This is a genomic window from Geodermatophilus nigrescens (assembly GCF_900129495.1).
Classification (GTDB): domain Bacteria; phylum Actinomycetota; class Actinomycetes; order Mycobacteriales; family Geodermatophilaceae; genus Geodermatophilus; species Geodermatophilus nigrescens.
Window position 1 is genome coordinate 652,685 of record NZ_FQVX01000003.1, and the last position, 13,005, is coordinate 665,689.

The window sequence follows — 13,005 nt, forward strand, 5'->3', positions numbered from 1 at the left end:
GGATGCACGCCTCCCGAGCACTGCGGACCCTGGCCCTCGCCGGCATGGCGGTCGCCGTCTGCGCCGGCCCCGCCGCCGTCGCGCGGGCCGACGCCGGGACCACCGTGGTCGGCGAGCTGGTGCAGGCGTGGCCGGAGACGTCGCTGGAGGGCCAGCACGCGGGGGAGTCGCACGAGCAGCCGCTGACCTTCGTCGAGGGCGCCGACGGCACATCGGTCCGGATCCCGACCGAGGCCGCCGCGGGCCTCGACGTGGGCGCGACGGTCGAGGTGACCGTCGGCGGCACCACCGACGACGAGGCCGGCGAGTCCGGCTACGCGCCGGCCCGCGAGGTCCTCGGCACCGAGGTCCTGCGGGCGCCCCGGCCGGCCGCCACCGTGCCGGCCGGCTCGGTCACCAACCAGGTCACCGTCGTCCTGGTCGCTCCCGCGGGCGGCACCCCCGACGGCACCGCGCTCGCCGACGTCGTCGACACCGTGAACACCGGCGTCGCGTCGTTCTGGGCGGAGCAGACCGGCGGCGCGGTGAGCGTCGGCGTCACCGCCGCGCACGACTGGATGACCACCGCCGCCGGCTGCGCCGACCCGACGGCGCTGTGGGACGAGGCCGCCGCCCGCGTCGGGTTCGTCCCCGGCCCCGGGAAGCACCTGCTGCTCTACGTCACCAGCCGGCCGCAGGACCTGCCCGGCTGCTCCTACGCGCTGGGCCAGGTCGGCACCGGGACGACGTCGGGCGGGCGGCTCTACGTCCGCGACGACCTCGCCTCGCTCGTCGCCCACGAGCTCGGCCACAACTTCGGCCTCGGCCACTCCAGCGGCCTGCAGTGCGACGGCGCGGTGGAGGCGGCCGGGACCGGCGCCTGCCGCACCGCCGCCTACCGCGACTTCTACGACGTCATGGGCGTCTCCTGGGACCGCGTCGGCAGCCTCACCGCCGCCCAGGCCCAGCGCCTCGGCGTGCTGCCCGCCGCGGCCACCCTGACCGCGGGCACCGGCACGACGACGGCCGCGCTCGCCCCGCTCGGCGCCGGCGCCGGCACCCGCGTGCTGCGCATGCCCACCGCCGCCGGTCCGGACTACTGGCTGGAGTACCGCACCGCCACCGGCCGGGACGAGTGGCTGGCCACCGACAACCGCTACCGGCTCGACAGCGGCGTGCTGCTGCACCGCTCCGGCGCGCTGCCCGACACCTCGCTGCTGCTCGACGGCAGCCCCTCGGCCGCCGCCGGCTGGGAGGCCGACCTGCAGACGGCGCTGCGCCCGGGCGTGCCCGTCGTCGTCGCCGGCGGGGAGCTCACCGTCACCGTCGACGCGGTCACCCCGGCCGGCGCGACCGTCACCGTCGTCCGCACCCCCGGGGCCGCCGCGGTCCCGCCGCCCGCGCCCGCCCCGGCGCCGTCGGTCCTGCCCGGCAGCGGCACCGCGGCGTCGGCCCCGGCCGCCGCCGCGACCGCCCCGTCCGCCGTCGCCCCCGTCCCGGCCGAGGTCCCCGCCGCGGCCCCGGCCGCCCCGGCGGAGGGCCCGGCGGGAGCCCCCGACGTGACCGCCGCCGCCCCGGTCGAGGCCGCCGCCACCGAGCCGGCCGGCTCCTCCTGGACCACCCCGGCGCTCGCCGCCGGCGCGCTGGCGGGCCTCGGCGGCACGGCGCTGGCCACCCGGCGGGTGCTGCCCCGCCTGCGCGCCCGCGGCTGACCGCGCCCTCCCCCCGCGGAGGGGTCCAGTCCGGGGCCCGACACGCCGATGAAGAGGCGGGGAGGGCCGACCCGCGGCCTCCCGACCTGGAGAGACACGTGCACCTCGCAGTCCGGCCGCGCTCCCCGCGGCTGCTCGTGCCGGCGGTCCTGGCCGCCGTGCTGTCGCCGCTGGCCCTCGCCCTGCCCCCGGCCGGCGCCGCGCCGCAGGAGACGGTCGTCGGCGAGCTGGTGCAGGGGTACGCCGACCCCGGGCCGCACGAGGCCCTCGACGCGGCCCACGACGAGGCCCACGACGAGGACGCCGGTGGCGGCCTGCTGAGCTGGGTGCAGACCGGCGACGGCGAGGCCGTGCGCGTGCCCACCGAGGACGTCGCCGCCGTGGACAACGGCGCGACGGTCGAGGTGACCCTCGGCGGCACCGTCCGCGACGAGGCCTCCGCCGACGGGCTCCAGCCCGCCCGCGACGTGCTGGCCGCCGAGCAGGTGGCCGCGGCCGAGGCGCCGGCGACCGCGCCCGCCGTCGGGCCGGTCAACCACCGGGTCACCGTCGTGATGCTGCAGCCGCGGGGCGTCGCCCGGGACGCCCGCACGCTCGACGACGTGGTGCGCGCGGTGAACGGCCCGGTGGCCGACTTCTGGGAGCAGCAGACCCGCGGCCAGGTGACCTTCGGCGTCGTCAAGGGCGTCGACTGGGGCGCCGAGGCCACCGTCGGCTGCGACAAGCCCTTCGAGCTGTGGCAGCAGGCCGCGCAGCGGGCCGGCTGGAGCGGCGCCGCGGGGGACCACCTGCTCGTCTACGTGCCCGCCAGCTCGCCCGGGTGCGCCTACGGCCTCGGCACGGTGGGCCGCAGCCTGCACGGCGGCGGTCTGGCCTACGTGCGCGCCACCGCCACCTCGGTCATCGCCCACGAGTTCGGCCACAACCTGGGGCTCGGCCACAGCTCCGAGGTGCAGTGCGACGGCGCCGTCGACTCCGGCACCTGCGAGACCGCGCCCTACATGGACCTCTACGACGTCATGGGCATCTCGTGGGAGGAGGTCGGCACCCTCAACACGGTGCAGGCCGCCGAGCTCGGCGTCCTCGGGCCCGACGACGCCGCCGTCGTCTCCACCGCCACCGGCGCGGCCGACGTCACCCTCGTGCCCGTCTCGGCCGGCGCGCTGCCGCCGGGCACCCGGCGCGCCGTCGACCTGGCCGACGCCGACGGGGTCACCCACTACTGGCTGGAGTACCGGCAGGCCAGCGGCCAGGACGCCTGGCTGGGCAGCGGCCGCAACCGCTACGGCCTGCAGCAGGGCGTCGTCCTGCGCCGCTCCGTGGAGTCCGACTCCGACAGCTCCCTGCTGCTCGACGCCACCCCGTCGGCGCGCGCCAACTGGGGCCGCGACGTCGCCGTGGTCCTGCCGGTGGACACGCCGGTGCGCTTCGCCGGCGGCCGGTTCACCGTGACCGTCACCGGCGTGACCGCCGGGCAGGCCGTGCTCCGCGTCGTCCCGGCCACCCCGACCGTCGCCGTCCACTCGCTGGCCGGCGGCGACAGCGGCCCGCAGGGCACGCTGGTGGAGGCCGAGACCTGCGACGCCGCCAAGCGCTGCACCGCCCGCTACCAGAACGCGCGCGTCTTCTGGTCGCCGACGACCGGGGGCCACTCGGTGGCCGCGCCGGAGCTCGCCGCGTGGGAGCGCGAGTCCGCCGCGCTGCGCTTCCCGACCACCGACCGCGCCTGCGGCCTGCGCGAGAGCGGCTGCTACCAGGCGTTCGAGGGCGGCGGCGTCTACACCACCCCGGCCACCGGCACGCATGCCGTCGCGGGCGACCGCTGGGCGCGCTGGGCCGCCAGCGGCTGGGAGTTCGGCTCCCTCGGCTACCCGACCAGCGACGCCGGCTGCGGCCTGGCCGGTGGCGGCTGCTACCAGCACTTCCAGCGCGGCACCCTGATGACCGGGCCGGCCGGCACCTGGGCGGTGTCGGGCGGCCTGCGCGACGGGTGGTTCCGGAACGGCTCGGAGGCCGGCGTCCTCGGCTACCCGACGGCGGCCGCGGTGTGCGGCCTCCGTGACGGCGGCTGCTACCAGCGCTTCCAGGGCGGGCCGCTGTACTGGACGGCCGCCACCGGCGCGCACGCCGTCCTCGCCCCCGTCTGGGACCGCTGGGCGGCCTCGGGCTGGGAGTTCGGCTCGCTCGGCTACCCGACCAGCGGCATGGGCTGCGGCCTCGCCGACGGCGGCTGCTACCAGCACTTCCAGCGCGGCACGGTCATGGCCAGCCCCGCGAGCGGCGCCTGGGCGGTGTCCGGCGCGCTGCGCGACGGCTGGTTCCGGACCGGCTCCGAGGGCGGCCCGCTGGGCTACCCGACGGCCGCACAGGTCTGCGGCCTGCGCGACGGCGGCTGCCTCCAGCGCTTCGCCGGCGGCGCGCTGTACTGGTCCCCGGCCACCGGCGCCCGTGCGGTCACGACTCGGATCGGCGACGGCTGGGCCCGGCAGGGCTGGGAGGGCGGGCCGCTCGGCTACCCGGTCACCGACACGGTGTGCGGCCTGCGCGACGGCGGCTGCTACCAGCACTTCCAGGGCGGGACGGTCATGTCCAGCCCGGCGAGCGGCTCGTGGGCGGTGTCCGGCGCGCTGCGCGACGGCTGGTTCCGCGCCGGCTCCGAGGGTGGGGCGCTCGGCTACCCGACGGCGGCGGCGGTCTGCGGGCTGCGCGACGGCGGCTGCCTCCAGCGGTTCCAGGGCGGCGCGCTGTACTGGTCCCCGGCCACCGGCGCCCACCCCGTCGTCCCCGGTCCCGTCGCGGAACGCTGGGGAGCGCTGGGCTGGGAGCGGGGGCTCGGCTACCCGCTGGAGCCCGAGCGCGCCGTCGTGGGCGGCCGGTCGCAGCGGTTCCAGGGCGGCACCCTGACCTGGACGCAGGCCACCGGCGAGGTCCGCCGGTCCTGACGGCGTCGGACGCACGAGGGCCCGCCACCGGGGATCCGGTGGCGGGCCCACGTGCGTGCGCGGGGACTACTCGGCGGCGTCGGCGATCGTGCAGATGACCGCGCCGCTGGTGACGGTGGCGCCCACCTCGGCCGACAGGCCCGTCACGGTGCCCGCCTTGTGGGCGGTCAGCGGCTGCTCCATCTTCATCGCCTCGAGGACGACGACGAGGTCGCCGGCGGCGACGGTCGCGCCCTCCTCGACGGCGACCTTCACGATCGTGCCCTGCATCGGCGAGGTGAGGGAGTCGCCCGAGGCGCCCGAGCCGCCGTGGCCCGAGCCGCGCTTGCGCGGCTTGGCGCCCCCGGTGCCGGCCGGCGCCGCCGCGCCGCCGCCGAGCGCGAGGCCCGCGGGCAGCGAGACCTCCAGGCGGCGGCCGCCGACCTCGACGACGACGGTCTGACGAGGCGCCTCCTCCTCGGCGTCGGCCGGGGCGGCGGAGTACGGCGGGACCTGGTTGTCCCACTCGGTCTCGATCCAGCGGGTGTGCACCGTGAACGGCTCGCTGGTGAACGCCTCGTCGCGCACGACCGCGCGGTGGAACGGGATCACCGTGGGCATGCCCTCGACGACGAGCTCGTCGAGCGCGCGCCGGGCCCGCTGCAGCGCCTCGGCGCGGGTGGCGCCGGTGACGATCAGCTTGGCCAGCATCGAGTCGAACGCGCCGGCCACCTCGCCGCCGGTCTCGACCCCGGAGTCCCAGCGCACGCCAGGGCCCTGCGGGATCTCCAGCCGGGTGACCGGGCCGGGGGCGGGCATGAAGTTGCGCCCGGCGTCCTCGGCGTTGATGCGGAACTCGATGCTGTGCCCGCGCGGGGCAGGGTCCTCGGTGACCTCCAGCGGGAGGCCCTCGGCGATGCGGAACTGCTGGCGCACCAGGTCGATGCCGGAGGTCTCCTCCGAGACCGGGTGCTCCACCTGCAGCCGGGTGTTGACCTCGAGGAAGGAGATCGACCCGTCGGTGCCCACGAGGTACTCGACGGTGCCGGCGCCGTGGTAGCCGGCCTCGCGGCAGATCGCCTTGGCCGACTCGTGGATGCGGGCCCGCTGCTCGTCGGTGAGGAACGGCGCCGGGGCCTCCTCGACCAGCTTCTGGTTGCGCCGCTGCAGCGAGCAGTCGCGGGTGCCGACGACGACCACGTTGCCGTGCGTGTCGGCGAGCACCTGGGCCTCGACGTGCCGCGGCTTGTCGAGGAACCGCTCGACGAAGCACTCGCCGCGGCCGAAGGCGGCGACCGCCTCGCGGACGGCGGAGTCGAACAGCTCCGGGATCTCCTCCTCGGTGCGGGCCACCTTCAGGCCGCGCCCGCCGCCGCCGAACGCGGCCTTGATGGCCACCGGCAGGCCGTGCTCCCGGGCGAAGGCGAGCACCTCGTCGGCGCCGCCGACCGGGTCCTTCGTGCCGGGGACCAGGGGCGCGCCGGCCTTGGTCGCGATGTGGCGGGCGGCCACCTTGTCGCCGAGGTCGATGATCGCCTGCGGCGAGGGGCCGATCCAGGTGAGCCCGGCGTCGAGGACGGCCTGGGCGAAGCCGGCGTTCTCCGACAGGAAGCCGTAGCCGGGGTGGATCGCGTCGGCGCCGGACCGCTTCGCGGCGTCGAGGATCTTGTCGATGACGAGGTAGGAGTCACCGGGCGTCGTGCCGCCGAGCGCGAAGGCCTCGTCGGCGGCGCGCACGTGCAGGGCATCGCGGTCGGGCTCGGCGTAGACGGCGACGCTGGTCAGCCCGGCGTCCCTGCAGGCGCGGGCGACGCGGACCGCGATCTCCCCGCGGTTGGCGATCAGGACCTTCTGCACCAGGGCTCTCCTTCTCAGTCGACCGCACGGAGGGTAGCCAGGAGCGGCCGGGGCGGTGCGACAGGGAGCCCGCCCGGATGCGGAGGGGCGCAGCGGGGGTCAGCCGCCGCAGTCGATCTCCAGGTCCGCGGATCCTGCCCGCATGCCGTCCAGGGCGAGGTCCGCGGCCAGGGACAGGTGGTTCCCCGAGACCTCGTAGCGGCCGGTGCTGAGCTCCGTGGAGGAGGTGACCCCCGAGTCGTCCAGGTCGAGCCGTGCGCCGTCGGGACCGACGACGAGCGTGATCCGGGCGGTGTCGGCGGAGCCCTCGATCCGCGTGGACCCGCCGTCGTGCGAGCACTGGCCGGTGAAGGGCTCCCGCAGCTCGCCGAGGCCGGCGTAAGAGAGGACCGCCGTCCCGGTCGCCGCCCCGGCCGGGAGCGCCGCGAGGACCTCGGCCTCCGCCGGCCCCGCGAGCTCCGGCGCCGTGGGGGCGGCGGGTGTCCCCGGCGACCCGCCGTCGGCGTCGTCGCCGGAGGCGGTGCAGCCGGCGGCCCCCAGGAGCACGAGGGCCGCTGCGGTGAGCCCCAGCAGCGGCCTCACGGCTGCCGCCCCTCGACCGGGGTGCCGGACGACGCAGCGCCCGTCGTGGGCGCAGGGGTGGTCGTGGGCGCAGCACCGGTCGTCGGCGCCGGGGCCGTCGTGGGCGCCGGGGCCGTCGTGGGCGCCGCGCCGGTCGTCGGCGCCGCGCTGGTCGGGGCCGGCGTGGAGGGGCTCGTCGGCGGGGTGGTCGTCGGCGGGGTGGTGGTGATCGTGGGCCGGCCGCCCGTGGGCACCGAGATGCTGCCGCCCTGGAAGGCCATCCGCACGCCCTCCTCGTCCTCGACGAGGGCGCTGACCGGGTAGCCGAGGGGGCCGCGCTCCCAGCCCTGGCTGCCGTAGGCCGCCAGGACGTCGCCCCACACGGCGTGGGCGCCGGTGGTGGGGGACCAGTAGACGTAGCCGCCCTGGAAGCGGTTCAGGGCTCCGCCGCGGACCAGGGGGATCTGGTTGCTGGTGGGGTAGCCCAGCCGGCCGGCCTCCCAGGTGTGGGCGCCGTAGGTGGCGAGGATCGGTCCGGACACGGCGTGCGCCCCGGTGGCGGGGGACCAGTAGATGGAGCCGCCCTGGAAGCGGTTGAGGGCTCCGCCGCGGATGGGGATCTCGCTGCTGGTCGGGTAGCCCAGCGGGCCTCCCTCCCACATGTGCAGGCCGTAGGTGTCCAGGATCGGGCCGTGCACGGCGTGGGCGCCGGTGGTGGGGGACCAGTAGACGTAGCCGCCCTGGAAGCGGTTCAGGGCTCCACCGCGGATCAGCGGGATCTGGTTGCTGGTGGGGTAGCCCAGCCGGCCGGCCTCCCAGGTGTGGGCGCCGTAGGTGGCGAGGATCGGTCCGGACACGGCGTGCGCCCCGGTGGCGGGGGACCAGTAGATGGAGCCGCCCTGGAAGCGGTTGAGGGCTCCGCCGCGGATGGGGATCTCGCTGCTGGTCGGGTAGCCCAGCGGGCCTCCCTCCCACATGTGCAGGCCGTAGGTGTCCAGGATCGGGCCGTGCACGGCGTGGGCGCCGGTGGTGGGGGACCAGTAGACGTAGCCGCCCTGGAAGCGGCTGAGTGCTCCGCCGCGGATCAGCGGGATCTGGTCGCCCATCGGGTAGCCGAGCCGGCCGAACGCGCCGGCCATGCGGGACCAGTGCTCACCGATGGGTCCCTGCACGCGGGGGACCAGCCCCTCCGGGAACATCGTGCGGATCGCGCCGGTGACCGACTCCTCGGTGTGCGCGCCTCCCCGGCCGGAGGGCTCGCGGGCCAGGGCGACCACGATGTACCGGTTGTCCCCGCCGACGTAGCCGCTCGAGTGGCGGTAGATGTCGCCGTTGACGCAGCACATCCACCCCTGCTTCTGGGGGATGAACACCTCGCGGGGGAGGCCGTCGTGGAGCCCGAAGAACTGCCGGGCGCCGTCGCCCCACACGGTGGACTGACGCAGCTGCTCGACGATCCAGTCACGTGAGCCGGCGGACAGGCCCCCGACGCCGTCCATCAGGCCGCGGTAGAAGACGACCATGTCGTGCGCGGTGATGAGCGTGTTGCCCCAGTAGCGGGGGTTGGAGGTCAGCCCGGTCTCGCGCAGCCCGTAGCGCCCGATCACGTCGGCGACGATGGCGTTGGCCCCGTAGGTGCTCCAGAACCGGCTGGCGGGGGCGTCCGCGGACTCGCGCAGCATCCGGCCCAGGTCGTTCACGTCCGTCGCCGAGAGGCGGATCTGCCCGAGGTCGCGCCGGCGGAGCAGGTGCTCGGCGATGAAGACCTTCATCACCGAGGCCGACTCGATCCGGGTGTGCGCGGCGGCGCCGTTGTCCCGGTAGTCGCCGGTGTGCCGGTCCAGCCACGCCAGCGCGATCGTCGTGCCGCGGTTCGTGGCGTACGTGCTGCCGGCCGCCACTCGGTCCTGCCAGGAGTCCGCCTGCGCGGTCCCGCCGGTCGGCACCAGCAGCCCGAAGCCCAGCGCGACGGCGACGAGGCCGCGCATCCAACGCCTGGTCATCCCACACCTCCGTGACGAACCGTTACGGTCTCACGGAAAGCGGATGGTGCCGGTACTCTGTGTGACGTCAGCGACGCCAGAGGTCGGTGATGGTGGTGTCGCGCCGGCGCAGCTGCTCGCGCAGTGCCGCGAGCGACAGCCCGACCACCGACGCGGGGTCGCCCTCGACGCGGCGGACGAAGGGCGCCCCGAGCCCGTCGAGGGTGAACGCGCCGGCCACGGCCAGCGGCTCGCCGGTGGCCAGGTACGCCTCGACCTCGTCCGGGGTGGGGCTGGCGAAGTGCACGACCGTGGACGTGACGACGACGTCGCGCGACTCCACCGCGCCGCCGCGCACGTCGAACAGCGCCTGGCCGGTGTGCAGGGTGCCGCTGCGGCCGGCCATCCGCCGCCAGCGCTCGCGGGCCTCCTGCGCGTCGGCGGGCTTGCCCATCGCCTGGCCGCGGAACTCCAGCAGGGAGTCGGCGCCGATCACCAGCGCGTCGTCCTCCCGCCCGGCGACGGCGGTGGCCTTCGCGGCGGCCAGCAGGGCCACCTTCTCCGAGACGCGCGCCGCGGTCACCGTCGTCTCGTCGACGTCGCTCACCACGACCTCGGGGGCGAGGCCCGCCTGGCGCAGCAGCGCGAGCCGCGCCGGGGACGCGGACGCGAGCACCAGCCGCCGGCTCACGCTGGCCGTCCCGCGGCGCGCCAGCCGCCGGGGCCCGGCCGCAGCGGCTGCCGGTGGGCGTCGCCGTACGCGGCCCACGCGCCGACCGGGACCGGGCGCTTCCGCGGACGGCCCTGCGAGGACAGCGCGGCGACGACGACGGTGAGCGCGGCGAGCTCCTCGGCCGTCGGCTCGCCCTTCACCACCGTCAACAGGGGGCGCTGCCCGGTCACAGCGGGATGTTCCCGTGCTTCTTCGGCGGCAGCGTCTGGCGCTTGTTGGCCAGGAGCCGCAGCGCCTTGGTGATCTCGATGCGGGTCTCCGAGGGGCGGATCACCTGGTCGACGTACCCGCGGTCGGCCGCGATGTACGGCGAGAGCAGCGTGTCTTCGTACTCGGTGACGAGCTCCGCGCGGCGGGCGTCGGCGTCGGGCGAGTCGGCCAGCTCGCGCCGGTAGAGGATGTTCACCGCGCCCTGGGCGCCCATGACGGCGACCTGCGCGGTCGGCCAGGCGAGGTTCAGGTCGGCGCCGAGGTGCTTGGAGCCCATGACGTCGTAGGCGCCGCCGTAGGCCTTGCGCGTGATGACGGTGATCTTCGGGACCGTGGCCTCGGCGTAGGCGTAGATCAGCTTCGCGCCGCGGCGGATGATCCCCTCCCACTCCTGCGACGTCCCGGGGAGGAAGCCCGGGACGTCGACGAAGGTGAGCACCGGGACGTTGAAGGCGTCGCAGGTGCGCACGAAGCGGGCGGCCTTCTCGCTGGCGTCGATGTCCAGCGTGCCCGCGAACTGGGTGGGCTGGTTGGCCACGACGCCGACCGGCCGGCCCTCGACCCGGCCGAAGCCGACCACGATGTTCGGCGCGAACAGCGCCTGCACCTCGAGGAACTCGCCGTCGTCGAGCACGTGCTCGATGACGGTGTGCATGTCGTAGGGGGTGTTCGCCGAGTCGGGGACCACCGTGTCGAGCTCGTGGTCCTCCTCGGTCACCCCGTCCGGCGTGGTGTCGGAGGGGGCGACCTCGACGGCCGGCAGCGGGTCGAGGTTGTTGCTCGGCAGGTAGGACAGCAGCGCCTTGACGTAGTCGAGGGCGTCGGTCTCGTCCTCGGCCAGGTAGTGGGCCACGCCGGACTTGGTGTTGTGCGTGCGGGCGCCGCCCAGCTCCTCGAGCGTGACGTCCTCGCCGGTCACCGTCTTCACCACGTCGGGGCCGGTGATGAACATCTGCGAGGTCCCGTCGACCATGACGATGAAGTCGGTGAGCGCGGGGGAGTAGACGTGCCCGCCGGCCGCGGCGCCCATCACCAGGGAGATCTGCGGGATGACGCCGGAGGCGTGCACGTTGCGCTGGAAGATCTCGCCGTAGAGGCCGAGGGAGACCACGCCCTCCTGGATGCGCGCGCCGCCGCCCTCGTTGATGCCGATGACCGGGCAGCCGTTGCGGATGGCCAGGTCGAGCACCTTGACGATCTTCTCGCCGTAGACCTCGCCGAGGCTGCCGCCGAAGACGGTGACGTCCTGGGAGAAGACGCACACCGGGCGGCCGTCGACGGTCCCGTACCCGGTGACGACGCCGTCGCCGAAGGGCCGGCGCGAGTCCATCCCGAAGTTGCTCGAGCGGTGGCGGGCGAACTCGTCGAGCTCGGTGAACGAGCCCGGGTCCAGCAGGGCCTCGATCCGCTCGCGGGCGGTCATCTTGCCCGCCGCGTGCTGCTTCTCGACGGCGCGCTCGGAGCCGGCGTGGACGGCCTCCTGCACCCGCCGCTCGAAGTCCGCCAGCTTGCCGGCGGTCGTGTGGATGTCGACGTCGGCCGGGACGGAGTCGCCCGCGCTCTCGAGTTCGGCAGCGCTCACGGGGCCGTAGCGTAGGGGAGTGCCCGACGCGCCCTCCGCCCGCTGGTCGGAGCTGGACCGACCGCCGCTCGACGCCGCCGCGCTGCAGGCGGCGCTGGTCCGCGACAGCCGGTTGTGGCGCTCGTTGGAGGTGGCGCCGGAGGTCGGCTCCACCAACGCCGACCTCGCCGCACGGGCCGCCGGCGACGCCCCCGAGGGCACCGTCCTGGTCGCCGAGCACCAGGTCTCCGGCCGCGGCCGGCTCGACCGCACCTGGACCTCCCCGCCGCGCGCCGGGCTGACCGTCTCGGTGCTGCTGCGCCCCGACGTGCCCGCCGCCCGCCGCGGCTGGCTGCCGCTGCTCACCGGGATCGCGCTCGGCGAGGCCGTCGGCGAGGTCTCCGGCGTCCGCAGCTCGCTCAAGTGGCCCAACGACCTGCTGGCCGCCGACGGGACGAAGCTCGCCGGGATCCTCGCCGAGGTCACCGGCACCGCCGTCGTGGTCGGCACCGGGCTGAACGTGAACACCCGCCGCGAGGAGCTGCCGCCCACCGGGACGTCGCTGGCGCTGGTCGCCGGCGCGCCCGTCGACCGGGGGCCGCTGCTGCTGGCGTTCCTGCGCGCGCTCGAGCGCCGCTACCTCGCGTGGACCGCGGCGCTCGGCGACCCGGTGTCCACGGGGCTGGCCGCCGACTACCTGGCCTGGTGCTCGACCGTCGGCGCCGAGGTCACCGTCACCATGCCCGACGGGTCGGAGCTCGCGGGCACCGCCACCGCCGTCGACTGGGACGGCCGGCTCGTGCTCGACACCGGCGGCGGCACGGTGGAGCTCGCCAGTGGCGACGTGCGCCACGTGCGGACACGCCCGCGCGGAGCCTGACCACCCGCCTCCGCTCGGTCATCCTGGCGGGGTGGCCTTCCCCGACAAGCTGCTCGCCGACGACGAGGAGGTCGTCGCGCACCTGCACCCGCACGGGCTGACGCTGTTCTGGCCGGTGGTCCGGCTGCTCGCCGTCGTCGGCGGGGCGTCCTACCTCGCGGCGCTGGTGCCCGACGGCCGCCAGCAGGGCGTCCTGCGCATGGCGCTGCTGGGGGTGGTGCTCGTCGTCCTGGCGGTCACGGTCGTGCGGCCGGTGGTCCGCTGGCGCACCACGCACTACGTCCTCACCACGCACCGGCTGCTGGTGCGCACGGGCGTGCTGACCCGCCGCGGACGCGACGTCGCGCTGTCGCGGATCACCGACGTCTCCAGCCGGCAGACGCTGTGGCAGCGGGTCGTGCGGTCGGGAACGGTCACCGTCGAGTCGGCCGGCGACGCCGGCCCGCTGGTGCTCGCCCGCGTGCCGGACAGCGACGGGGTGCAGGCGCTGGTCGCACAGCTGGTCGAGGACGACGCCGAGCGGGCGTACGGCGAGGTCCCCGACGCGTGGGAGCCCGCGGACGACCGCTGGAGCACCAGCCCGCTGCCCTGAGGCCCCGCTGCCCTGAG

General features: G+C 76.0%; 10 protein-coding genes. 4 read left to right on the forward strand and 6 right to left on the reverse strand.

The genetic code is table 11. The annotated features are described in order from the left end of the window. Positions 1 to 2: 2 nt before the first annotated feature. Entirely contained in the window at positions 3 to 1,691 is a 1,689-nt protein-coding gene (locus BUE37_RS16845; protein WP_073421502.1) for a zinc metalloprotease, read from the forward strand. 98 nt (positions 1,692 to 1,789) lie between these two features. After that, positions 1,790 to 4,633, forward strand: a complete 2,844-nt coding sequence (locus BUE37_RS16850; RefSeq protein WP_073421503.1) for a reprolysin-like metallopeptidase — start codon at positions 1,790 to 1,792, stop codon at positions 4,631 to 4,633. A 66-nt stretch (positions 4,634 to 4,699) separates the two neighbouring features. Here the strand turns inward: BUE37_RS16850 and BUE37_RS16855 are convergent, their stop codons facing one another. From BUE37_RS16855 to BUE37_RS16880, 6 genes are all read right to left on the reverse strand, one after another. Continuing rightward, positions 4,700 to 6,469: an acetyl/propionyl/methylcrotonyl-CoA carboxylase subunit alpha gene (locus BUE37_RS16855; RefSeq protein WP_073421504.1), complete on the reverse strand. Its 1,770-nt coding sequence runs from the start codon at positions 6,467 to 6,469 to the stop codon at positions 4,700 to 4,702. A 99-nt stretch (positions 6,470 to 6,568) separates the two neighbouring features. Continuing rightward, positions 6,569 to 7,051, reverse strand: coding sequence for a hypothetical protein (locus tag BUE37_RS16860; protein ID WP_073421505.1), 483 nt, complete (start codon positions 7,049 to 7,051; stop codon positions 6,569 to 6,571). Then, entirely contained in the window at positions 7,048 to 9,033 is a 1,986-nt protein-coding gene (locus tag BUE37_RS16865; RefSeq protein ID WP_139253016.1) for an LGFP repeat-containing protein, read from the reverse strand. Before BUE37_RS16865 ends, BUE37_RS16860 begins: the two co-directional genes overlap by 4 nt. Before the next feature lie 67 nt (positions 9,034 to 9,100). Beyond that, positions 9,101 to 9,703 (reverse strand): Maf family protein, encoded by a 603-nt coding sequence (locus tag BUE37_RS16870; protein WP_073421507.1) that lies wholly within the window; start codon positions 9,701 to 9,703, stop codon positions 9,101 to 9,103. Further along, the gene (locus BUE37_RS16875) at positions 9,700 to 9,915 is read right to left on the reverse strand and encodes an acyl-CoA carboxylase subunit epsilon (RefSeq protein WP_073421508.1); all 216 of its coding nucleotides are present in this window, start codon (positions 9,913 to 9,915) and stop codon (positions 9,700 to 9,702) included. Before BUE37_RS16875 ends, BUE37_RS16870 begins: the two co-directional genes overlap by 4 nt. Then, a complete protein-coding gene (locus BUE37_RS16880) occupies positions 9,912 to 11,537 on the reverse strand; it encodes an acyl-CoA carboxylase subunit beta (RefSeq protein WP_073421964.1) in 1,626 nt (541 codons plus the stop codon). The genes BUE37_RS16875 and BUE37_RS16880 overlap by 4 nt, the downstream gene beginning before the upstream one ends. A 19-nt stretch (positions 11,538 to 11,556) precedes the next feature. On the opposite strand from BUE37_RS16880, the gene BUE37_RS16885 reads away from it, so the two are divergent. Then, a complete protein-coding gene (locus BUE37_RS16885) occupies positions 11,557 to 12,396 on the forward strand; it encodes a biotin--[acetyl-CoA-carboxylase] ligase (RefSeq protein WP_073421509.1) in 840 nt (279 codons plus the stop codon). Positions 12,397 to 12,427: 31 nt separating this feature from the next. Further along, on the forward strand, positions 12,428 to 12,988 hold the full coding sequence (locus BUE37_RS16890) for a PH domain-containing protein (RefSeq protein WP_073421510.1): 561 nt from the start codon (positions 12,428 to 12,430) through the stop codon (positions 12,986 to 12,988). Positions 12,989 to 13,005 lie beyond the last annotated feature (17 nt).